Below are 21,021 nucleotides of genomic sequence, written 5' to 3' on the forward strand. Positions count from 1 at the left end.
GGTCCGGGGCGGCACTCAGTCCGGCACCGCCGCCAGCCGCAGCAGCCACGGGTCCAGCACCGCCTGCGGCACGAAGCTCGCCTCCAGGCTGTTCTTCGCCAGCTGCTTCAGTTCGGCGCGGCTGAGACCCAGCGCCTCCGCGGTCTGCTGGTAGTTCTGCCCGACGTAGCCGCCGAAATACGCGGGATCGTCGGAATTGATCGTCACCTTCAGCCCCGCGTCCAGCAGCTGCTTGAGGTTGTGGTCCTGCAGGCGCTCGAACACGCACAGCTTGACGTTGGACAGCGGGCACACCGTGAGCGGCACCTGCTCGCGCGCGAGGCGTTCCATCAGCGCGGGGCTTTCCGCGGCGCGCACGCCGTGGTCGATGCGCTCCACCTGCAGGATGTCGAGCGCCTCCTCGATGTAGGCCGGCGGCCCTTCCTCGCCGGCGTGGGCGACGATGTGCAGGCCGAGTTCGCGGCAGCGCGCGAACAGGCGCGCGAACTTGGCCGGCGGATGGCCCTTTTCCGACGAATCCAGGCCGACGCCGTGGATGCGGGCGAGGTGGGGCAGCGCCTGCTCCAGCGTCGCGAAGCCGTCCTCTTCCGACAGGTGGCGCAGGAAGCACAGGATCAGCCGCGAGCTGATGCCCCAGCGTTCCTGCGCCTCGATGCAGGCGCGTTCTAGGCCGTCGAGCACGGTGTCGAAGGCGATGCCGCGCGCGGTGTGGGTTTGCGGGTCGAAGAAGAGTTCGGCATGGACCACGCCATCCTCATGGGCGCGCTCGAAATAGGCGAGCGCGAGGTCGTGGAAATCCTGCTCGTGGATCAGCGCGGCGGCGCCTGCGTAGTAGAGATCGAGAAAACTCTGCAGGTCGCTGAAGGCATAGGCGGCGCGGGTGGCCTCGACGCTGTCCCAGGGCAGCGCCACGCCGTTACGCGCGGCGAGCGCGAACATCAGTTCGGGTTCCAGGGTGCCTTCGATGTGCAGGTGGAGTTCGGCCTTGGGCAAGGCGCGGATGTAGGCGTGCAGGTCGGTGAGACGGGAAGGATCCATTGCCACCTCCGTGTCCGGTCAGGGGGAAGATCGTCTTGGCCGCGCGCTGGCGCCCCGCGCGCGGCCTGCCATTATGCGCCGACGAGGCCGGCTGCCGCGGCCGCGGCGTGCAACGCGCGGATGCCGGCCAGGCCGCCGCAGTGCAGCGCGATGCTGCCCGGGGGCGGGTCGCGGTCCGCCTGCGGGTTGATCCGCACCAGCGTGGCGCCGGCGCGTTCGCCCACGCGGCGCACGGTGGGGATGGCGGTCCCGGCGCCGATCTCCACGACCAGCGACCGCTGCACGCGATCCAGCCAGTCCGCAAGGCGTGCCTGCTGCGCGGCGCTGCGCTCTTCCAGCCAGCCCCAGTCGCCGAACATCAGGATGTTGGGCCGTGCCACCGCGCCGCAATGCGGACAGCGCGGGGGCGGGTTGCGCAGCCGGCAGGTGGCTTCGTTCACGTCTGGCGCAAAGGCGTCGGCGGGCCAGATCGCGTCGCGGCAGCCGTGGATGCATTGCAGGTGGTGGATCGAGCCGTGCACCTCGACGATGCGGTCCGCGTCGAAGCCGGCGCGCTGGAACTGGCCATCGACATTGCTGGTGAATACGAAGACGCCCTGCGTCAGCCCCCGGCCGAGTTCGCGCAGCAGGCCGAAGCCGGCATGCGGCACGGTGCGGCGGTAGAGCGCCAGGCGGTGGCCGTAGAAGCCCCAGGCCAGCGCGGGATCGCGCTCGAAATGGACCGGATCGGCGATTTCCTCGAAGCGCAGGCCGGTCTGGCGCAGCGCCGGGTAGGCGCGCCAGAAGCCTTCCGCGCCGCGAAAGTCGGGCAGGCCGGAATCCACGCCCATGCCGGCGCCCGCAGTCACGAGCAGCGCATCGGCGCCCGCCAGCGCCGCGGCGGCGTCCTGCGCGGCGGCGTGCAACGTGGAGGGCGGCGGGGCGGTCACGGGCGGGTCAGCAGGCAGCCGCAGGCGGTGCAGAAGCGATCGCCCGGCTCAGGTCCGGCGCCACAGCGGTGGCAGCTGCCTTCGGCCGGCGGGGGCAGGCCGGCGGCGGTGTGTGCGGCGTGCGCAAGAATGCTGCCGGCGGCGACCAGCGCGTGCGCCGCCGAGGGCGCGGCAAGCAGGCTGCCGCGTTCCTCGCCCGCGTCGTCGAAGGCGGGATCGTCGAACGCGCGGCCGGCCTGTTCCAGATCGAGGTCGCGGGTCAGATGCAGCCACGCGTGACTGGTGCCGAGGATCATCACCGCGGCGACGAAGGCGCCGATCGCGGCGTACACCAGGCCCGCGCCCACCACGCCTGCCCAGCTGAGCGCGGTGACGCCGCTCGCCAGGTGCTGCGCAGGGGTGGCGAACAGCCCGGAAAAGTCGTCCACCTCGCCCAGCATCGGCACGCTCAGCCCGCCGACGAATACGGTGCCGGCGGCCGCCACAGCCCCGCCCGCCAGCACCAGCACCGCGGTCAGCACGGTGAGCAGCGTGCACGCAATCAGCACCTGCTTGGGTTTGTGCTGGAACACCGCCCAGACATGCAGCGCGGCCTGCCGCACGCCGGCGCCGCACCATAGCGCCGGGCCGAGCAGCAGGAAGGCGTAGCCGCCGAGCCCGAACAGTGCAGCCGAGCCGAGCGAGGCGAGCGGAAACAGCAGCAGGTAGAACAGCACCCCCAGCCCGGGGATGCGCGCCAGCAGCAGCGCCATCGCCACGCACAGCGCGAACAGCGCCAGCCCCACCGCGGCGAAGAACGCGAGCACCGCGTGACGCAGCGCGCACACCGCGCCGGCGCGCAGGGTGTCGCCGACGCTGCGCGGCGGGCGGCCGCGTGCCTGGTCCATCAGCATCACGCCGGCGGCGGAATAGCCGGTGAGCAGCAGCGCCAGCCCGATCAGATTGCCGATCAGGAACAGCGGGAACTGGTCGCCGCTGCCGACCGATGCGGCCGCCCAGCTGAGCACGAACAGGCCACCGGCAGCCGCGAGCATGATCACCGCCGGCATGTTGTGGCGCGCATCCACGCCGCGCAGCACGAGCTGCGGCAGGGTGGGCAAGAGGGCGGGGCGAAGGGCATGTTCCATGGCGGACGTCCTCAGGGGGCGGACTGGTGGTTGCGGACCGCGCATTCCGGCACGCTGTTCCAGCGGTTGTTGCAGTAGGTCCAGCGGGCTTTCTCGGTGCAGGCCACGCGCTCGAAGAAGCCGAGTTGCCCACAGCGCGCGAGTTCGCTCTTCAGGCTGCGTTGCCAGTCGTCCTGCCGCGGCGCGGCTGGAGCCGCGGGGCGTTCGGCCGATGCCGTGGTGGCGCGCGCACTGCGTTCGGCGGCGCGGCTGCGCTCGGCGGCGGCTTCGCGGGTGCGGGCCTGCCCGACTAGCTCGCCCACATGGGCGACGAGGCGCTCGGATTCAACCGGCGTCAGCCCCAGGCCGGCGCCGGCCGGCGCGCCGCCGTGGCCGGCGAGCACGCGCTGGCTCTGATCGTGCGGGCTTCCCTGCAGCAGGTCCTGCCACTGCTCGGGGTCGGCCGTGCGGGGGGCGCCGTTGGCGCCGCGTTCGTGGCAGGCAGCACAGCCGCGCGCATACAGGGTGCGGACCGGCCGCGGCGCGGCGGCAGGGGCCACGGCGGCGACCGGCTGCGTGCTGGCGTTCGCCGCGGCCGTGTCCACCTCCGCGACGGGGGTTGGCGCGGCGGTGTCAGGCGTCGCGGCGCTGCCCGCAGCGGGCGCGGTATCGAGCTGGGCGCGTTCGGCCAGTGCGCGTTCGGCCAGCGCAAGGGCGCGTTCGGCACGTGCCGCGGCGTCGTCTACGGCGACGGGGGGCGGCGGAGGCGGTTCGTCGTGCGGGGCCGTGGTGGTCCACCATGCCGCCAGCCCGGCGACCACGACCAGCACGAACCCGAGCGCCAGCGCGAGCGGGCGCCGGCCGGCGCTGTCCGCCGGCGGCGGTGGTGCGGCGGTGGGACCGGCGGCGGGTTCATCGCCACCGGCGGCCGCCTGGGCATCCGCGCCGGGGCGCGCTTCCGACGCGGGCGCCGGCGCGGGGTCTGGCGCAGGTGGGCGGGTGGCGGTCCAGCCGGGCGGCAGGATCACCGTGGCATCGGGCTCGCCCATTGGCGGGAAGGGCTGGGCGGCAGGGCCGGGCTCCGGGCGCGCCGGGTCGAGCTGGCTGAAGTCGATGTCCGACATGTCGGGCAGCGGGCCGGCCAGATGGAAACCGCAGGCCGGGCAGAAGTGCGCGTCGCCACGGCAGCTGCGGCCGCAGGACGGGCACACCTGCAGCGCAGGCGGCACCGGGCCGTCCAGGTGCTGGCCGCAGGCGGAACAGAAGTGGGCGGACGTGCGATTGGGGTGTCCGCAGGCGGGGCAATCCATCCGGACTCTCCATGGCTGACTGTCGACAACGGTGCCGTGCGGCACAGCGCAATGTCATGACATTGTGCCGGACCCGGCGGACGCTCGCCACCTTGCGCTTGGGATGCCGGCGGCGTGTTTGTAGAATCGTGGGCTTTTCGCGCCGCATCCCGCGGTTTCGGCCCGTGCTGGACCCTTCTACGGAGACTCCCATGAAAAAACGCCAATTCAGCGCCTTGCTCGCCGGTCTTTGCGCCAGCGTCGCCCTCGGCCTGCCGCTGCCCGCCGCGGCCGCGCCGTACAAGGACGAGTACAAGCTGTCGACGGTGCTGGGCGAAGCCTTCCCGTGGGGCTGGGGCGCCAAGCGCTGGGCCGACCTCGTGGCCGAGAAGACCCAGGGCCGGATCAAGATCAAGGTCTATCCGGGCACCTCGCTGGTGTCGGGCGACCAGACCAAGGAGTTCACGGCGCTGCGCCAGGGCATCATCGACATCGCGGTCGGCTCCACGATCAACTGGTCGCCGCAGGTGAAGGAACTCAACCTGTTCGCGCTGCCCTTCCTGATGCCCGACCACAAGGCGATCGACGCGCTGACCCACGGCCGCGTCGGCAAGAAGATGTTCGAACTGCTGGCCGAGCGCGACGTGGTGCCGCTGGCCTGGGGCGAGAACGGCTTCCGCGAGGTTTCCAACTCGAAGAAGCCGATCCGCACCCCGGACGACCTGAAGGGCCTGAAGATGCGCGTGGTCGGTTCGCCGCTGTTCCTCGCCACCTTCAGCGCGCTCGGCGCCAATCCCACCCAGATGAGCTGGGCCGACGCCCAGCCCGCGATGGCGACCGGCGCGGTCGATGGCCAGGAGAACCCGCTCGGCGTGTTCAGCGCCGCCAAGCTGCATACCGTCGGCCAGAAGCACCTGACGCTGTGGGGCTACGTCGCCGATCCGCTGATCTTCGTGGTGAACAAGAACGTCTGGAACAGCTGGACGCCCGAAGACCAGAAGGCCGTGGCCGAAGCGGCCCAGCAGGCCGCCCGGGAAGAAATCGCCCGCGCCCGCGCCGGCATTTCGGCCGGCGACGATGCGCTGCTGAAGGAGATCGCGGCCAACGGCGTGACGGTGACGACGCTGACCGAGGCCGAACGCGAGGGCTTCCGCAAGGCCACTGCCGGGGTCTACAAGGAATGGGCGGGCAAGGTCGGTGCCGAGCTGGTCAGGCAGGCCGAGGAAGACATCGCCAAGCGCTGAGCGGTCTCGGGCCGGCCCCCGCGCCGGCGCCGCCGTCCCCATGCCGGGCAGTGCCGTGAGCGGTCTGCCCGGCTTCGTTTTGGAACACCCCTGACCATGAATCCCGATCCTTCCGCCGACACGGCGGCCGAGGCGCCCGCGCCGCTGTCGCCCGAACAAATCCTGTGCGGCATCGCGATGGCGCTGATCGTGCTGATTTCGCTCGGCAACGTCGTCGCGCGCTATCTCACCTCGCAGTCCTTCGCGGCGACGGAGGAATTCTCGATCGCGCTGCTGCTGATCCTGTCCTTCCTCGGCTCCTCCACCGCGTTCGCGTTCGACCGCCATATCCGCGTGACCTTCTTCATCGAACGCCTGCCGCCGCGCTGGCGCCAGGGCGCGGAATGGCTCAGCTTCGTCGTCACCGCGGCGCTGTTCGGCTTCATCGCCTTCTACGCCGGGCGGCTGACCTGGGACCAGTACCGCTTCGAGGAGACCTCGCCGGCGCTCGGGCTGCCGCAGTGGTGGTACACCGTGTGGATGCCGGCGCTGGCGGTGGTGATCGTGCTGCGCCTCGTGGTCACCCGGCTGGGAGCGCGCTCATGACCGGCGTCGTACTGATCGGCCTGTTCCTGCTTGCGCTGGTGGCCGGGCTGCCGCTCGCCGTGGGCCTCGGGGTCGCCAGCATCGCGGTGCTCGCGCTGGCCGGCTTCGACCAGCTCGCGGTGCCCACCAACATCTACGCCGGCATCGCCAAGTACCCCTTGCTCGCGATCCCGATGTTCATCCTCGCCGGCATGATTTTCGAGCGGTCCGGCGTCGCGTTGCGACTGGTGCGCTTCGTCACTGCGATGGTGGGCGAATGGACCGGCTCGCTGGCGGTGGTGGCGGTGCTGGTGTCGATGCTGCTGGGCGGCATCTCCGGCTCCGGCCCCGCCGATGCGGCGGCGGTGGCGGCGGTGATGCTGCCGTCGATGGTGGCGCGCGGCTATCCCAAGGGCTTCTCGGCGGGGTTGATCGCCGCCGCCGGTTCGACCGCGATCGTGATCCCGCCTTCGGTCGCCTTCATCGTCTATAGCGTGATGGTGCCGGCGGCGACGGTGCCGGCGCTGTTCGCCGCGGGGCTCTTCCCGGGCATGATCGCCGCGCTGTGCCTGCTGATTCCGGCGGTGCTCATCAGCCGCAAGTACGGTTTCGGGCGCGATTACCGCGCCGAGCGGCCGCCGCTGGGCAAGAGCTTCGTCGATGCAATCTGGGGCCTGCTGGCGCCGGTCATCATCCTCGGCGGCCTGCGCGCCGGCATCTTCACCCCCACCGAGGCCGCGGTGGTGGCGGTGGCCTACGGCATCTTCGTCGGCATGGTGGTGTACCGCACGATCACGCCGAAAACGCTGTTCCGCCTGCTGGTGGATGCCGGCGAGCTGTCGGCGGTGGTGATGATGATCATCGGCGTGGCGTCGGTGTTCGCGTGGGCGGGCAACACGCTCGGCATCTTCGATGCGGCGGCCAAGGCGCTGGTGGAGATGCACCCGGGACACTGGGGGATGCTGCTGTCGGTCAACCTGCTGCTGCTGGTGGCGGGGATGTTCCTCGACGCGGTGTCGATCTTCCTGATCCTGCTGCCGCTGCTGGTGCCGATTGCGCTCGCGATGGGCTGGGACCTGGTGTGGTTCGGCGTGATGATGACGATCAACCTCGCCATCGGCCAGTTCACGCCGCCGATGGCGCTGTCGCTGATGATCACCTCGCGCATCGCCGGCATCGGCATCGAGCAGACCTTCCGCTGGGTGATCTGGTTCGTGCTGGCGATGGGCGCCGGGCTGGCGGCGATGGTGGTGTTTCCGGAACTGGCGCTGTGGTTGCCGCGCCGGCTGGGCTACGTGTAGGCGCGGCGGATCGAAGCGGACGGGGCGCTCAGTGCGGCGCCTCGCCCGGTGCAGGTGCAACCAGCGCGTCGGTGATGATGAAGCGGATCACGCGCTGGAACATGCGGATCACCGTGTCCTGCTCGAGCTCGGGGTTGCGCACGCTGCGGATCATCAGCCCGCCGAACATCGCGGCGAGGACTTCGGTGAGCCCGGCGATGGCCGCCTCGTCGTCGCGGTGGCCGCAGTTGGCGCGCATCGCACGCAGGGTTTCGGCCAGGCTGTCGCGGCACGTCGCGTCGGCCTGACGCACGATCTCGGCCACGCGCGGATTGCGCGAGGCTTCGGCCACGATTTCCAGCTTCAGGCCCACGCTGGCGGGGTCGAGGTTGTCGCGCACGCCTTCGGCCGCGCGCTCGATCATCGCTTCCAGCACGTCGCGCGCGGAACGCATTTCGGCGGTCAGGGTCAGCAGACGTTCGAGATCCTGCTCGACGATCGCCGCGATGATCGCTTCCTTGTTATCAAAGTAGTGATAAATGTGCCCGGCGCTCATGCCGGCCGCCTTGGAAATCTGCGCGATGCTGGCGCCGTGAAAGCCATGGGCGCGGAAACAGGCCACGGCGGCGTCCAGGATCTGGGCGCGGCGCGCCTCGGCGCGCGGTGCGTCAACAGGGCTGCGGTCGGCGGTCATGAGGGTCTCCGTAATGCGGGTGCGATGACGATCTTGCACTGCAATAGAGCCTAACATAGAATGAGCGTTCAATCTAGAACGAACGTTCTATTTCAAAAGTAAATAGTCCGGTGAGCTTCGCGGCGCGCCGGACGCAGAACAACCCGTCGTGTGCGGGTGTTTCCGTTGCCGCGGAAGCGCCTGCCCCGGCCATCCAACCGACAGAGGCTATCGATGCAGACCCCTCCCTCCCTGCTGTTAAAGCCACTCGCCGTCCTCGTCGCCGCCGCGCTGCTGCTCACCGCCTGCGGCGGTCAGCAGGCACCGGCCGGTGCCCCGCCGGGCGGCGGCGCGCCCACCGTGGGCGTGGTGAAGGTGCAATCCGAGGCGGTGGCGCTGACCACCGAGTTGCCGGGCCGCACCGCGCCTTACCAGATCGCCGAAGTGCGCCCGCAGGTCACCGGCATCGTCAAGAAGCGCGCTTTCCGTGAAGGCAGCGAGGTCAAGGGCGGCGAGCTGCTGTACCAGATCGACCCCGCCACCTATCAGGCTGCTTACGACAGCGCCAAGGCCAGCCTGGCGCGTGCCGAAGCCAATCTGTACACCGCCAAGCTGAAGGGCGAGCGCTATGCCGACCTGAGCCAGATCAACGCGATCAGCAAGCAGGCCAACGACGACGCGGTGGCCGCGCTGAAGCAGGCCGAGGCCGACGTGGCGGCGGCGCGCGCGGCGGTGGACAAGGCCCGTATCGACCTCGAGTTCACGCGCGTCAGCGCCCCCATCCCGGGCCGCATCGGGCGTTCGTCGGTGACCGCCGGCGCCCTCGTCACCGCCAATCAGGCCGATCCGCTCGCCACCGTGCAGCAGCTCGATCCGATCTATGTGGACGTCACCCAGTCCAGCGCCGAACTGCTCGCGCTGCGCCGCAGCCTGGCCGAAGGCAAGCTGCAGCGCGCCGGCGACAACGCCGCCCGCGTGCAGCTGGTGATGGAAGACGGCAGCCTCTATCCGGCCGAAGGCAAGCTCGAGTTCTCCGAAGTCTCGGTCGATACCGGCACCGGCAGCGTGGTCCTGCGCGCGGTGTTCCCCAACCCCAAGAACGACCTGCTGCCCGGCATGTACGTGCGCGCCCGCTTCGCCCAGGGCGTGCGCCAGGACGCGGTGCTGGTGCCGCACGCTGGTGTGACCCGCGACGCGCGCGGCAACGCGGTGGTGATGGTGGTCAACGGCGACAACAAGGTCGAGGCCCGCCAGGTGCGCGCCGAGCAGGCGCTGGCCGACAAGTGGGTGGTGAGCGAAGGCCTCGCCGCCGGCGACCGCGTGATCGTCGAAGGGCTGCAGAAGGTGCGGCCGGGGGCGGACGTGCAGGTTCAGGAGGTCGGTGCCGCCGCGCCGCAAGCCGCTGCGGCCGCGCCGACCGCCGCGGCCGCCAAGTGAGGAGCTGAGCCATGGCCCGTTTCTTCATCGACCGCCCCATCTTCGCGTGGGTGGTCGCGATCGTCATCATGCTCGCCGGCGCGCTCTCCATCCTGAGCCTGCCGGTGTCGCAGTACCCCGCGATCGCGCCGCCACAGATCGCGATCAACGCCACCTATCCGGGTGCCACCGCGAAGGCGGTGGAGGACTCCGTGACCCAGGTCATCGAACAGAAGATGACCGGGCTGGACAACCTGCTGTACATGAACTCGACCTCCGACTCCTACGGTCGCGTCACCGTCACGCTCACGTTCAACGCCGGCACCAACCCCGACATCGCCCAGGTGCAGGTTCAGAACAAGCTGCAGACGGCGCTGCCGCTGCTGCCGCAGGCGGTGCAGCAGCAGGGCGTGCAGGTGGCGAAATCCACCCGCAACTTCCTGATGGTGCTCGGCTTCGTCTCCAGGGACGGCAGCCAGAGCGCGAACGACCTGTCGGACTTCCTTGCCTCCACCGTGCAGGACCCGCTGTCGCGCGTCACCGGCGTGGGCGAGGTGCAGGTGTTCGGCTCGCAGTACGCGATGCGGGTGTGGCTCGACCCGGCCAAGCTCAACAACTACAAGTTGATGCCCTCGGACGTGCGCAGCGCGCTCGAAGCGCAGAACACCCAGGTGTCGGCCGGCCAGCTGGGCGGCACGCCGGCGCTGCCGGGGCAGGGCTTCACCGCCTCGATCACCGCGCAGAGCCGCCTGCAGACCGCCGAACAGTTCGAGAACATCCTGCTGAAGTCGTCCGCGCAGGGCGGCGAGGTGCGGCTGCGCGACGTCGCGCGGGTCGAGGTCGGCGCGCAGGACTACGGCTTCACCGCGCGCTACAACGGCAAGCCGGCCGCCGGCATCGGCATCAAGCTGGCCGCCGGTTCCAACGCGCTCGACACCGCGAAGGCGGTGCGCAAGGCGATCGACGGCATGTCGCGCTACTTCCCCGCCGGGGTCGAGGTGGTCACGCCGTACGACACCACGCCCTTTGTCCGCCTCTCGATCGAGGAAGTGGTGAAGACGCTGGTGGAAGCCATCGTGCTGGTCTTCCTGGTGATGTTCCTGTTCCTGCAGAACCTGCGTGCGACGCTGATCCCGACGATCGCGGTGCCGGTGGTGCTGCTCGGCACCTTCGGCCTGATGGCGGCGTTCGGCTTCTCGATCAACACGCTGACGATGTTCGGCGTGGTGCTCGCGATCGGCCTGCTGGTGGATGACGCCATCGTCGTGGTCGAGAACGTCGAGCGCATCATGACCGAGGAAGGCCTGTCGCCGCGCGAGGCGACGCGCAAGTCGATGGGCCAGATCACCGGCGCGCTGATCGGCATCGGTCTGGTGCTGTCGGCGGTGTTCGTGCCGATGGCCTTCTTCGGCGGCTCCACCGGGGTCATCTACCGCCAGTTCTCGATCACCATCGTCTCGGCGATGGCGCTGTCGGTGCTGGTGGCGATCGTATTCACCCCGGCGCTGTGCGCCACCATGCTGAAGCCGGTCGAAAAGGGCCACGACCACTCCGAAGGGGGCTGGTTCTCCGGCTTCTTCCGCTGGTTCAACCGCATGTTCGCGCGCAACACCACGCGCTACGAATCGGCGGTGGGCGGCATCCTGCGCCGCAGCGGCCGCTTCCTGCTGATCTACGCGCTCATCGTGGGCGTGCTCGCCTTCCTGTTCCTGCGCATGCCCACCTCCTTCCTGCCGGAAGAAGACCAGGGGGTGATGTTCACCCAGGTCATGCTGCCGGCCGGCGCCACGCAGGAGCGCACGATCGAGGTGCTGAAGAAGGTCGAGAACCACTTCCTGGAAGGCGAGAAGGACTACGCCAAGTCCATCTTCACCGTGGCCGGCTTCAGCTTTGCCGGTAGCGGCCAGAACATGGCGATCGGCTTCGTCCATCTGCGCGACTGGGACGAGCGCAAGGGCCCGGCCGGCAACGTCAAGGCGGTGGCAGGGCGGGCGATGGCCGCGTTCTCGCAGATCCGCGAAGCGATGGTGTTCGCCTTCGTGCCGCCGGCGGTGCTGGAACTGGGCACCTCGAACGGTTTCGACGTGCAGCTGCAGGATCGCTCCGGCCTCGGCCACGACGCGCTGATCGCGGCCCGCAACCAGTTCCTCGGCATGGCCGCGCAGGACAAGCGCCTGGTGGCGGTACGTCCCAACGGCCAGGAAGACATGCAGGAGTACGTGCTCGACATCGACCATGCCAAGGCCGGCGCGCTCGGGGTGTCGGTCAGCGACATCAACGCGACGCTGTCCACCGCGTGGGGCGGCGTGTACGTCAATGACTTCCTCGACCGCGGCCGGATCAAGAAGGTCTATCTGCAGTCGCAGGCCGAGGGCCGCATGCGGCCGGAAGACCTGACCAAGTGGTACGTGCGCAACAAGGCCGGCGAGATGGTGCCGCTGTCCGCGTTCGCGTCCGGCCACTGGGCCTTCGGCTCGCCGCGGCTGGAGCGCTACAACGGCCAGTCCTCGGTGGAAGTCCTCGGCCAGGGCGCGCCGGGGGTGTCGTCAGGCGACGCGATGGCCGCGGTGGAGGAGATCATCGCCAAGCTGCCGCCGGGGATCGGCTACGAATGGACCGGCACCTCTTACGAGGAACGCCGTTCCGGCTCGCAGGCACCGGCGCTGTACGCGTTGTCGCTGATCGTGGTCTTCCTGTGTCTCGCCGCGCTGTACGAGAGCTGGTCGGTGCCGTTCGCGGTGATGCTGGTGGTACCGCTCGGCGTGCTCGGCGCCATCGTGGCCGCCACCGGACGCGGACTGTCGAACGACGTCTACTTCCAGGTCGGCCTGCTCGCCACCATCGGCCTGTCGGCCAAGAACGCGATCCTGATCGTGGAGTTCGCCAAGGAGCAGATGGAGAAGGAAGGCAAGGCGCTGATCGACGCCACGCTGGAGGCGGTGCGGATGCGTCTGCGCCCGATCCTGATGACCTCGCTCGCGTTCGGCCTCGGCGTGCTGCCGCTGGCGGTGGCCACCGGCGCGGGCTCGGGCAGCCAGAACGCGATCGGCACCGGCGTGCTCGGCGGTACCATCTTCGCCACCGTGCTCGGCATCTTCTTCATCCCGTTGTTCTACGTCGCGATCAAGCGCATCTTCAAGGACAAGCCGGCCGCCGATGCGGCGCCGCTCGCCGTCCAGGAGGCACGATGACCATGTCTTACCCCATGCCGCTCAAGACCCTCGCGGTCGCGCTCGCCGCGGCGTCCCTCGGTGCCTGCTCCACGCTGGCGCCGGATTACGAACGCCCGGCGGCGCCGGTGGCCGCCGCGTGGCCGGCCGAGCCGGCGCAACCCGCGGCCGGCACGCCCTCGGCCGACGCGGTGGCGTGGCGCAGCTTCTTCGCCGACGAGCGCCTGCGCCAGGTGGTGGATCTGGCGCTGGCCAACAACCGCGACCTGCGCGTGTCCGCCCTCAACATCGAGCGCGCCCGCGCGCTGTACCAGATCCAGCGCGCCGAGCTGGTGCCGTGGATCGGCGTTGGCGGCGGCCAGAGCGCGCAGCGCCTGCCCGCCGACCTGACCCAGCGTGGCGAGCCCACGATCAGCCGCCAGTACAGCGCCACCGTCGGCTTCTCCTCCTACGAGCTGGACTTCTTCGGTCGCATCCGCAGCCTGCGTGACGCGGCGCTGGAGCAATACCTCGCCACCGAGGACGCCCGCCGCAGCGCCCAGATCAGCCTGGTGGCGGAGGCCGCCAACGCGTGGCTGACGCTGGCCGCCGACCGCGAGCGGCTGGATCTTGCCCGCCGTACCTACGAAACCCAGCAGCAGTCCTACGAGCTGACCAAGAAGAGCTTCGACTTCGGCGCGGTATCGGCGATCGACCTGCGTCAGGCGCAGACCGCGCGCGAGAGCGCCCGGGCGGACCTCGCCGCCTACACCACCCAGGTCGCACGCGACATCAACGCGCTCAACCTGGTGGCGGGCGCCGCCGTGCCCGACGAACTGCTGCCCACCGCGCTGACGGACAAGGTCAGCGCGGTCGGCGACCTGCCCGCCGGGCTGCCGTCCGAGGTGCTGGTCAGCCGGCCGGACATCCTCGCCGCCGAACGCCAGCTGCGCGCGGCCTACGCCAACATCGGCGCCGCGCGCGCCGCCTTCTTCCCCAGCATCACGCTGACTGCCGCCGCCGGCACCGCGAGCGCGTCGCTCGAAGGCTTGTTCAAGGCCGGCTCCGGCACCTGGAGTTTCGCGCCGCAGATCAACCTGCCGATCTTCCAGGGCGGGCGCCTGCTCGCCAGCCTGCAGGTGGCCAAGGTGGACCGCGAGATCGCGGTGGCGGACTACGAGAAGGCGATCCAGAGCGCCTTCCGCGAGGTTGCCGATGCGCTGGCCGAACGCGCCAATGTGGGCGAGGAACTCGACGCGCGGCGGGCGCTGGTGGAGGCCACCGCCGAAACCTACCGCCTGTCCGAGGCGCGCTACCGCAGCGGGGTCGACAGCTACCTCGGCCTGCTCGACGCGCAGCGCACGCTGTACAGCGCGGAGCAGGGCCTGATCTCGGTGCGGCTGGCGGACGCCGCCAACCGCGTCGCGCTCTACCGCGTGCTGGGCGGCGGCGCGCAGTAAGGCCGCCGGCCCAGGAACAGGGGCGTCGCGCGCAAGCCGGCGCCCCTGTTTGTTTTGGGCGGCGCCGTTCGCGCCGCTGCTAGAATGCCGCGCATGCCGGCCCCGCCTGGAGGCGCCGGCTACCCTCCACATCCTGAATAGCCATCGGAGCCTCGCCATGAAGGGAAAAACCCCGGTCATCTCCGCACTCAACGCCCTGCTGGTCGATGAACTCGCCGCGCGCGACCAGTACTTCATCCACAGCCGCATGCTCGCCGAATGGGGCCTGCACCACGCCGCCGAGCGCATTGCGCACGAGATGGAGGACGAGACCCAGCACGCCTCCGACCTCATCTGCCGCATCCTCTTCCTCGAAGGCATCCCGGCGATGACGCCGGCCGCGATCACGGTCGGCGCCGACCTGCCCGACATCTTCGCGAAGGACCTCGCGGTCGAATACAAGGTGGTCGACAACCTGCGTGCCGCCATGGCGCTGTGCGAGGCCGAGCAGGACTACGTCACCCGCGACATCCTGCTGAAGATGCTGGCCGATACCGAGGAAGACCATGCCCACTGGCTCGAACAGCAGCTGCGCCTGATCAGCCTCGTCGGCCTGCAGAACTACCTGCAGTCGCAGATGAAGACCGGCACCCCGGGCAGCTGATGCCCGGCGCGGCGGCGGCCCGCGGGCTGTCGTCGCATTCCCCGGCGGGGGCGCTCAGCACGTATGACTTGCTATAAAGCGCCATCACTGGGAGTATCCCGCTGGTGGACGCCCATCGCCCTGCCCCCGGCAGGAGCAGCGGCGTCCCGCCAGCCCAGCACCGGCCATCGTGCCGGATCGCTCAACGACGTGAACGCCAGGGCCGCATTGCCGGCGGTGTTCGGGAATTTCATTCCGGCGTGGTTTCATCAGCCCGCCGGAAGCAAGCGTGAGGACTTCTCCATGAACGACGTGCTGACCCCCCTGATGACGGAAGCCGAACTGCGGGCGGCTCCGGAAGACGACTACATGTCGCCGCGCCAGCTCGCCTTCTTCCGTGCCCTGCTGGAAAAGGAAATGAAGACCCTGCTCGAGGCGGCGCACGAGACGACCACCCACCTGCAGGAAAACGCGGCAACGCCCGATCCGGCCGACCGCGCCAGCGTGGAAGAAGAGCACACCCTCGAACTGCGGGTGCGCGACCGCGAGCGCAAGCTGCTGAAGAAGATCGAAGAAGCGATCGCCCGCATCGACGACGGTAGCTATGGCTGGTGCGAAGAAACCGGCGAACCGATCGGCATCGGCCGCCTGCTCGCCCGCCCGACCGCGACGCTGAGCCTGGAAGCCCAGGAGCGCCGCGAAAAGCTCAAGAAGATGCACGGCGGCTGAACGCCGCCCTCCGCGTCCGCGCCGCCCCCACGGGCGGCCGGGCGTGCGATGCGCGCCGGCGCGTCTGCTCCCGCAGCGCCTTCTGCCTGGCCGTCGCATCGTGTTGAACATCCCGGCCCGTGATCGCGGCGCCCTGTCCCTGCTCCCGTCTTTCGCCCTGAATCGCGCTGTTCCGCGCGAGCCCGTCCGGCGTCCCTACTGATCCAGCGTGGGTCCGAAATGCTGCTGGCGCAACTGCGCCGCATGCAGGTTGGCCGCCGCGGCCACATCCACCGCCCGCATGAGCCCGGCGGGGCCGCAGGTGTAGATCGCCAGTCCGGCGCCCGCGCCCGGCCGCTGCGCCGCGGTGGCGAACAGATCCTGCAGCCGCGCCGCCGTTGCCCCGCCGCTGAGGCCGAAGTGACAGTGCAGCGTACCGCGCGCGCGGGCGCCTTCGAGTTCGGCGAGAAAGGCCGCGTCGTCCTCGCTGCGCGCAAAATAGTGCAGTTCCGCTTCGGCGCCGCCCCGTTCGAGTGCGCGGAACATCGACAGCAGCGGCGCGATGCCGATGCCGCCGGCGACGAGCAGGTGACGCTCCGCCCCCTCATCCAGCGCAAAGCTGCTGTGCGGCGCCGATACCGCCAGCTGGTCGCCCGGGTGCAGCGCATGTAGCTGGGCCGGCGTGTTACCCGTGCCGGCGTCGCGCCGCACCGCGATGCGGTAGGTGGCAGCTTCGCCCGGCAGGCTGCACAAGGCATAGGCGCGCGGCGGGCACGCGGGTGGATAGACGAGAACATGCGCACCCGGCGGCCACGGCGGCAGATCGCCGCCGCGCACGGCTTCGAACTCCAGGCTGCGGATGTCGCGGGCCTCGTCCCGCACGCTGCGCACCCGTACCGGAATGCGGTCGGACGGCGGCGGTCGGCTGGGCATGGAGGCGGACATGGGGAGTCTCCTCGGTGTTCTTGTTGGTGGTGTGACGATGCGGCTGGGCCAATGCCAAGCAAATCGCGGACCCATCCACGAAGGGGCGGCGATGCGTTCTGCTCCGGGCGAGGCTATGCTGCGGCGATGAGCGTCCGACCACCCTCCCTGTCCCAATCCCCGGCCGCCCCCGACGCGGTCGACGCCGCCGCGCGCGCGTCCTTTCATGCGCGCTGGCTTGCCGAGGTGGTGCGGCGCCACGAGGAAGCTCACGGCGCACTGCCGGACGAGGCGGAGCTGACGGCGGCGCGGCGCGCCCCGCCGCGCTTCGAGGACCGGCTGCTGGCGCGGGCCCGGCTGCTCGCGGCACGCGAGGGGTGGGACGCCGACCTCGCCCGGCTGGCGCAGCGGCTGCGCGTCGGCGCGGCGGCGGCGCTTGTCGCCGCTTTCGTCGTCGGCTGGGCCGCGGGAGCCGCTGTGTTGGGCGACGGCGGCCGGGCGGTGAATGTCGTCTGGGCGCTGGGGGGCGTGCTCGGCGCCCATCTGGTCGGGCTGCTGGTGTGGCTGGGCGCGGTCGCTTTCGGCTTGCGGCGGGGCCAGGGCGGCGGCGCCTGGCTGGCGCGCGCCGGGCGTGCGGCGGCGAACCTGCTCGACCACGGCGCTCGCGCGGGGCCGGCGGCGGCCGCATTGTTCGGGCTGCTGGGGCGGGGGGGCGGCCTGCCGTGGGCCGCCGGGCTGCTCAATCACCTGCTGTGGGCGGCCGCGCTGGGCGGGGCGGCGGGCAGCATGCTGTTGCTGTTCGCCACCCGCCGCTACGGCTTCGTGTGGGAGACCACGATCCTGCCGGTCGGCCTCTTCGTCGAACTCGGTTCCGCACTCGGCCGCCTGCCGGCGGCGCTGGGTTTTCCGGTGCCGGATTCCACCGCGCTCGCGGCCGCCGGCGTGCCCGCGTCCGCAGTGGGCGACGGTGCGGCCGGACGCGGTTGGGCCGGCTGGCTGATCGGCTGCGTGCTGCTCTACGGGGTGCTGCCGCGGCTGTTGCTGGCGGGGCTGTGCGCAGCGCTGCTGCGGCGCGCCGCCGCGGCCGTGCGCCTCGACGAGGACCAACCCGGCCATGCGGCGCTGCGGGCCCGCCTGCTGCCCGACAGCGAACGGCTCGGCATCCATGACGCCGATCACAGTGGCGCACCGCCGCGCGCGCCGGCCGCGCCGGCCGGTGGCGAGGGTACGCTTGCCCTGGCGCTGGAGCTGGGCGACGACCTCGACTGGCCGCCGCCGTTTGGCGCCGGCGACATCGCCAGCGCGGCGGACCCGCGCTGCGCGCCGCGCCGGCTCGACAGCCGCGAACAACGCCAGGCCTGGCTGGCGGCAGTGCGTGCGCGGCCGCCGCAGCGTTTGCTGGTCGCGGTGGACGCGCGCCAGACGCCGGATCGCGGCAGCCTCGGCACGCTGGTGGAGCTGGCGGCCTGTGCCGGCTGCCTGCGGGTGTGGACGCTGCCGAGGAGCGCGGCCGGGCGGCTCGCGCAGTGGCGGACGGCGCTCGCGGAGCGTGACCTCGCCACCGCGGATCGCGCCGTGCTGACCGATGCCGATGCCGCGCGGCGCTGGCTGGAGACGGGCGCATGAGCGGCGGTCTGCGCCTGAGCCCGCGCGGCGGCGCGCCCGCCTCGCCGTGCGCGACGAGGACCAGGGCATGAGCCTGCTGCGTATCGCCGTGGTCGGCCACACCAACACCGGCAAGACCTCGCTGCTGCGCACCCTGGCGCGGGACGCCGGGTTCGGCGAGGTGTCGGATCGGGCTGGTAGCACGCGCCATGTCGAGGGCCTGCGCCTGTTCGCCGACGGCGAAGCGGTGATCGAACTGTTCGACACCCCCGGCATGGAGGACGCGATTGCGCTGCTGGAGCACCTGGAAGGCCTGGCTGGGCCGGGCGAGCGCATCGACGGCCCCGAGCGGGTGGCGCGCTTCCTGGCCGGCGCCGAAGCGGCCGGCCGTTACGAGCAGGAGGCCAAGGTGTTGCGCCAGCTGCTCGCGAGCGATGCCGGCCTCTACGTGGTGGACGCGCGCGACCCGGTGCTGCCCAAGCACCGCGACGAACTCGCCATCCTGGCCGGCTGCGCCCGCCCGCTGCTGCCGGTGCTCAACTTCGTGCGCGCGGCGGACGCCCGTCCGCAAGCCTGGCGCGAGGCGCTGGCGCGGCTGGGGCTGCACGCGGTGGTGAGCTTCGACACCGTGGCGCCCGCGCGCGACGGCGAGCGCCTGTTGTTCGAGGCGCTGGCGACGCTGCTGCACGGTGGGCGCGCTCCGCTCGCGCGCCTGCTCGCCGCGCGCGCTCGCGAAGCGCTGGCGCGGCAGCACGCGGCGCGGCGGCTGGGGGCGGCCCTGCTGGTGCAGCTCGCGGCGCTGCGCGTCACCGTGGCGGCGGACCCGACCGCCATCGCCGCCGCGACGGAGACGCTGCAAGCCGCGGTGCGGGCGCGCGAGCAGGCCTGCGTGGAGGCACTGCTCGCGCTCTACCGCTTCCGCTCGGACGACCTCAGCGCCCCTGCGCTGCCCTTGGTGGCGGGGCGCTGGGCAAGCGATCTGTTCAATCCGGAGTCGCTGCGTCAGTTCGGCGTCCGCGTGGGCGGCGGCGCGGCGGCGGGGGCCGCGGCGGGTGTGGGCGTCGATCTGCTGGCCGGCGGCCTCACGCTCGGCGCCGCGGCGGCGCTGGGCGCGCTTGCGGGCAGCGTGCTGCAGGTGGCGGGGGGATATCGCGAACGTCTGCTCGCCCGCGTGCGCGGTCAGCGTGAGCTGACGGTGGACGACGCCGTTCTGCGCCTGCTCGCGTTGCGCCTGCATGCGCTGGTCGAGGCGCTGGAAGGGCGCGGCCATGCCGCGCTCGATCCGATCCGTCTCGCCGATCCGGGCGCCCGGCGCTGGCGCGAGGCGGCCTTGCCGGCCGAGCTGCGGCGGGCCCGTTCGCACCCGGAATGGGCGCGCGGCGAAGGGCCGGGTTACGAGGCTGCGGTGCAGGCCCTGGCGGACGCGGAGGCCGCGCCCGGCTGAAGGTGCGACGCGCCGGCGGCGCTCAGTCGAGCGAGCCCACCAGCATGGTGTTGGCGAAGGGCGTGCCGGCATCCATCGGCATCGTCTGGACGCGGAAGCCCAGCCCTTCCAGCGTCGCCTGCCACGCGGTCACCGGGCGGCAGTGCAGCGTGCCCAGGCGATGGCCGCGCACGAAGGTGACGACGCGGTCCACCCAGCTGCACAGATGGAAGGGCAGGCCGGCGCCGGCGTCGCCGACGCGCATGATCAGGCGGCCGCGCGGGGCCAGGGTGTCACGCACGCGCGCCAGCACCGCGTCCTGCGCCGCGATATCCACGTAGTGCAGGCAGTCGAGGATGAACACCACGTTGGCTTCGCCATAGTCGGCGTGGCGCATGTCGCCCTGCTCCACGACCGCACCCGGCGGCAGCGCCGGCAGTGCGCGGTCGACGTCGTTCTGCATCAGCTCGATGCCGCGGTAGCCCTGCAGCCGCGGCGGCGGCGGCCAGTCCGCCGGCCAGCGGCCTTCGTCGTGCAGGCGCGCGGCGGCGGTGATCCAGTTCGACAACAGGCCCTGCCCGCAGCCGAGGTCGAGCACCGTGGCCGGGTCGGGAATCAGGCCGTGGCGCAGCAGGCTGAAGAAGATCGGGTCGCGACCGAGCTTGCCGCGGGCGAAATGCCAGGCGAAATGCCCGGCGGGGCGATAGGGGGCGGTGGCGGCGTCGAGCAGCCGTTTGCGGAAGGCGGAACTCATCGAAGGGCAGCAGTCAGGGTCACGGGGTGCAGGCCGGCGGTGCGGACGGCATCGAGCAGGCGTGGCAGTACCTCCAGGATCACCGCGCGCCCGCCGGGGCTGCGCGCGGCATGGCCGTCGTGCAGCAGCAGGATGTCGCCGGGGCCGAGCTCGCGCGTAAGGCGCGCGAGCACCGCCGCCGGCTCGCCCTCGCGGGTGTCGAAGGCGCGGCGCGTCCAGCTCGCCAGCGTCAGGCCGTGGCGCGCGAGCACCGGCTCCAGGAACGGGTTGCGCAGTCCGGCGGGGGCGCGGAAGAAGCGCGGCAGCGGTGCGCCCAGACCGGCGAGTGTGTGCTGCGCCGCGGCCACGTCGCGTTCCATGCGGCGCGGGCCGAACAGCGAGAAGGTCTTGCGGTGCCATTGCGAGTGGTTCTGCACCTCGTGGCCGGCGCGCAGGATGTCGGCCACCAGCTGGGGGTGGCGGGCGGCGTTCTCGCCGATCAGGAAGAAGGTGGCACGGGCGCCGGAGGCCGCAAGCTGGGCGAGCACCTGCGGCGTCACCTCGGGGTCGGGGCCGTCGTCGATGGTCAGTGCGATTTCGCCGCGTGCAGCCGCCGCGGCGGGCAGCCGCGTCCAGTTGGGGCCGAGCAGGCGGCTGCGCGGCCACAGCCCGGCCGCGGTCAGCGCGGCGTGGTTCAGCGCCAGCGCGGCGAGCACCCATCCCCACCACGCCGGCGCGGCCGCCAGCCCGCCGAGCGCGCCAAGGTGGAGCGCCAGCGTGGCGGTGATCAGCGGGGTGGGGCGCCAGCGGCGGACGGCGGGAAGGGCGTGCATAACGGCGGGATTGTAACTTTGCTGG

Annotated in this window: 18 protein-coding genes; 10 read left to right on the plus strand and 8 right to left on the minus strand. The window is 71.4% G+C overall.

Annotated features, from left to right (window positions below):
* Window positions 1-15: 15 nt before the first annotated feature.
* The 4 genes from dqs_RS01255 to dqs_RS20610 form a co-directional block, all read right to left on the minus strand.
* The gene (locus dqs_RS01255; RefSeq protein WP_065339435.1) at window positions 16-1,038 is read right to left on the minus strand and encodes an adenosine deaminase; all 1,023 of its coding nucleotides are present in this window, start codon (window positions 1,036-1,038) and stop codon (window positions 16-18) included.
* Between the two features lie 71 nt (window positions 1,039-1,109).
* Entirely contained in the window at window positions 1,110-1,967 is an 858-nt protein-coding gene (locus dqs_RS01260; RefSeq protein ID WP_236778719.1) for an SIR2 family NAD-dependent protein deacylase, read from the minus strand.
* A complete protein-coding gene (locus dqs_RS01265; protein ID WP_065339437.1) occupies window positions 1,964-3,094 on the minus strand; it encodes a zinc ribbon domain-containing protein in 1,131 nt (376 codons plus the stop codon). Before dqs_RS01265 ends, dqs_RS01260 begins: the two co-directional genes overlap by 4 nt.
* A gap of 11 nt (window positions 3,095-3,105) precedes the next feature.
* On the minus strand, window positions 3,106-4,383 hold the full coding sequence (locus dqs_RS20610) for a zinc ribbon domain-containing protein (protein WP_065339438.1): 1,278 nt from the start codon (window positions 4,381-4,383) through the stop codon (window positions 3,106-3,108).
* Between the two features lie 191 nt (window positions 4,384-4,574).
* Between dqs_RS20610 and dqs_RS01275 the strand changes: the two genes are divergently transcribed.
* The 3 genes from dqs_RS01275 (at window position 4,575) to dqs_RS01285 (ending at window position 7,471) form a co-directional block, all read left to right on the plus strand.
* Complete coding sequence (locus dqs_RS01275; RefSeq protein WP_065339439.1) at window positions 4,575-5,606, plus strand: DctP family TRAP transporter solute-binding subunit; 1,032 nt, start codon at window positions 4,575-4,577, stop codon at window positions 5,604-5,606.
* 96 nt (window positions 5,607-5,702) lie between these two features.
* A complete protein-coding gene (locus dqs_RS01280; RefSeq protein WP_065339440.1) occupies window positions 5,703-6,191 on the plus strand; it encodes a TRAP transporter small permease in 489 nt (162 codons plus the stop codon).
* Window positions 6,188-7,471: a TRAP transporter large permease gene (locus tag dqs_RS01285; RefSeq protein WP_011763977.1), complete on the plus strand. Its 1,284-nt coding sequence runs from the start codon at window positions 6,188-6,190 to the stop codon at window positions 7,469-7,471. Before dqs_RS01280 ends, dqs_RS01285 begins: the two co-directional genes overlap by 4 nt.
* Window positions 7,472-7,499: 28 nt before the next feature.
* Here dqs_RS01285 and dqs_RS01290 read toward each other — a convergent pair whose 3' ends face one another.
* Window positions 7,500-8,144, minus strand: coding sequence for a TetR/AcrR family transcriptional regulator (locus dqs_RS01290; protein WP_065339441.1), 645 nt, complete (start codon window positions 8,142-8,144; stop codon window positions 7,500-7,502).
* Window positions 8,145-8,357: 213 nt separating this feature from the next.
* Here dqs_RS01290 and dqs_RS01295 point away from each other — a divergent pair, with 213 nt between their 5' ends.
* The 5 genes from dqs_RS01295 (at window position 8,358) to dksA (ending at window position 15,499) form a co-directional block, all read left to right on the plus strand.
* On the plus strand, window positions 8,358-9,560 hold the full coding sequence (locus dqs_RS01295) for an efflux RND transporter periplasmic adaptor subunit (protein ID WP_011763979.1): 1,203 nt from the start codon (window positions 8,358-8,360) through the stop codon (window positions 9,558-9,560).
* Window positions 9,561-9,571: 11 nt separating this feature from the next.
* A complete protein-coding gene (locus dqs_RS01300) occupies window positions 9,572-12,730 on the plus strand; it encodes an efflux RND transporter permease subunit (RefSeq protein WP_011763980.1) in 3,159 nt (1,052 codons plus the stop codon).
* Entirely contained in the window at window positions 12,727-14,148 is a 1,422-nt protein-coding gene (gene adeC, locus dqs_RS01305) for an AdeC/AdeK/OprM family multidrug efflux complex outer membrane factor (RefSeq protein ID WP_269465818.1), read from the plus strand. Before dqs_RS01300 ends, adeC begins: the two co-directional genes overlap by 4 nt.
* A gap of 157 nt (window positions 14,149-14,305) precedes the next feature.
* Window positions 14,306-14,791 carry a bacterioferritin gene (gene bfr / locus dqs_RS01310; RefSeq protein ID WP_011763982.1) on the plus strand — a complete coding sequence of 162 codons (486 nt, stop codon included), beginning with the start codon at window positions 14,306-14,308 and terminating at the stop codon, window positions 14,789-14,791.
* Window positions 14,792-15,073: 282 nt separating this feature from the next.
* A complete protein-coding gene (dksA, locus tag dqs_RS01315; RefSeq protein WP_041642196.1) occupies window positions 15,074-15,499 on the plus strand; it encodes an RNA polymerase-binding protein DksA in 426 nt (141 codons plus the stop codon).
* Window positions 15,500-15,694: 195 nt separating this feature from the next.
* Here the strand turns inward: dksA and dqs_RS01320 are convergent, their stop codons facing one another.
* Entirely contained in the window at window positions 15,695-16,423 is a 729-nt protein-coding gene (locus tag dqs_RS01320; protein ID WP_011763985.1) for a ferredoxin reductase, read from the minus strand.
* Between the two features lie 126 nt (window positions 16,424-16,549).
* On the opposite strand from dqs_RS01320, the gene dqs_RS01325 reads away from it, so the two are divergent.
* The gene (locus tag dqs_RS01325; RefSeq protein WP_084018141.1) at window positions 16,550-18,028 is read left to right on the plus strand and encodes a DUF2868 domain-containing protein; all 1,479 of its coding nucleotides are present in this window, start codon (window positions 16,550-16,552) and stop codon (window positions 18,026-18,028) included.
* Between the two features lie 67 nt (window positions 18,029-18,095).
* Window positions 18,096-19,451: a GTPase/DUF3482 domain-containing protein gene (locus dqs_RS01330; protein ID WP_065339442.1), complete on the plus strand. Its 1,356-nt coding sequence runs from the start codon at window positions 18,096-18,098 to the stop codon at window positions 19,449-19,451.
* A 22-nt stretch (window positions 19,452-19,473) separates the two neighbouring features.
* Here the strand turns inward: dqs_RS01330 and dqs_RS01335 are convergent, their stop codons facing one another.
* On the minus strand, window positions 19,474-20,184 hold the full coding sequence (locus dqs_RS01335) for a class I SAM-dependent methyltransferase (protein WP_011763988.1): 711 nt from the start codon (window positions 20,182-20,184) through the stop codon (window positions 19,474-19,476).
* On the minus strand, window positions 20,181-20,996 hold the full coding sequence (locus tag dqs_RS01340) for a polysaccharide deacetylase family protein (RefSeq protein WP_065339443.1): 816 nt from the start codon (window positions 20,994-20,996) through the stop codon (window positions 20,181-20,183). The genes dqs_RS01335 and dqs_RS01340 overlap by 4 nt, the downstream gene beginning before the upstream one ends.
* Window positions 20,997-21,021 lie beyond the last annotated feature (25 nt).

It is taken from the genome of Azoarcus olearius (assembly GCF_001682385.1).
In the GTDB taxonomy this organism is placed as follows: domain Bacteria; phylum Pseudomonadota; class Gammaproteobacteria; order Burkholderiales; family Rhodocyclaceae; genus Azoarcus; species Azoarcus olearius.

What these genes read in the sequence shown, in the direction of transcription:
- dqs_RS01255 (WP_065339435.1), bottom strand. Translation starts at nt 1,038, where the DNA reads ATGGATCCTTCCCGTCTCACCGACCTGCACGCCTACATCCGCGCCTTG.
- dqs_RS01265 (WP_065339437.1), bottom strand. Translation starts at nt 3,094, where the DNA reads ATGGAACATGCCCTTCGCCCCGCCCTCTTGCCCACCCTGCCGCAGCTC.
- dqs_RS20610 (WP_065339438.1), bottom strand. Translation starts at nt 4,383, where the DNA reads ATGGATTGCCCCGCCTGCGGACACCCCAATCGCACGTCCGCCCACTTC.
- dqs_RS01275 (WP_065339439.1), top strand. Translation starts at nt 4,575, where the DNA reads ATGAAAAAACGCCAATTCAGCGCCTTGCTCGCCGGTCTTTGCGCCAGC.
- dqs_RS01280 (WP_065339440.1), top strand. Translation starts at nt 5,703, where the DNA reads ATGAATCCCGATCCTTCCGCCGACACGGCGGCCGAGGCGCCCGCGCCG.
- dqs_RS01285 (WP_011763977.1), top strand. Translation starts at nt 6,188, where the DNA reads ATGACCGGCGTCGTACTGATCGGCCTGTTCCTGCTTGCGCTGGTGGCC.
- dqs_RS01290 (WP_065339441.1), bottom strand. Translation starts at nt 8,144, where the DNA reads ATGACCGCCGACCGCAGCCCTGTTGACGCACCGCGCGCCGAGGCGCGC.
- dqs_RS01295 (WP_011763979.1), top strand. Translation starts at nt 8,358, where the DNA reads ATGCAGACCCCTCCCTCCCTGCTGTTAAAGCCACTCGCCGTCCTCGTC.
- dqs_RS01300 (WP_011763980.1), top strand. Translation starts at nt 9,572, where the DNA reads ATGGCCCGTTTCTTCATCGACCGCCCCATCTTCGCGTGGGTGGTCGCG.
- adeC (WP_269465818.1), top strand. Translation starts at nt 12,727, where the DNA reads ATGACCATGTCTTACCCCATGCCGCTCAAGACCCTCGCGGTCGCGCTC.
- bfr (WP_011763982.1), top strand. Translation starts at nt 14,306, where the DNA reads ATGAAGGGAAAAACCCCGGTCATCTCCGCACTCAACGCCCTGCTGGTC.
- dksA (WP_041642196.1), top strand. Translation starts at nt 15,074, where the DNA reads ATGAACGACGTGCTGACCCCCCTGATGACGGAAGCCGAACTGCGGGCG.
- dqs_RS01320 (WP_011763985.1), bottom strand. Translation starts at nt 16,423, where the DNA reads ATGTCCGCCTCCATGCCCAGCCGACCGCCGCCGTCCGACCGCATTCCG.
- dqs_RS01325 (WP_084018141.1), top strand. Translation starts at nt 16,550, where the DNA reads ATGAGCGTCCGACCACCCTCCCTGTCCCAATCCCCGGCCGCCCCCGAC.
- dqs_RS01330 (WP_065339442.1), top strand. Translation starts at nt 18,096, where the DNA reads ATGAGCCTGCTGCGTATCGCCGTGGTCGGCCACACCAACACCGGCAAG.
- dqs_RS01335 (WP_011763988.1), bottom strand. Translation starts at nt 20,184, where the DNA reads ATGAGTTCCGCCTTCCGCAAACGGCTGCTCGACGCCGCCACCGCCCCC.
- dqs_RS01340 (WP_065339443.1), bottom strand. Translation starts at nt 20,996, where the DNA reads ATGCACGCCCTTCCCGCCGTCCGCCGCTGGCGCCCCACCCCGCTGATC.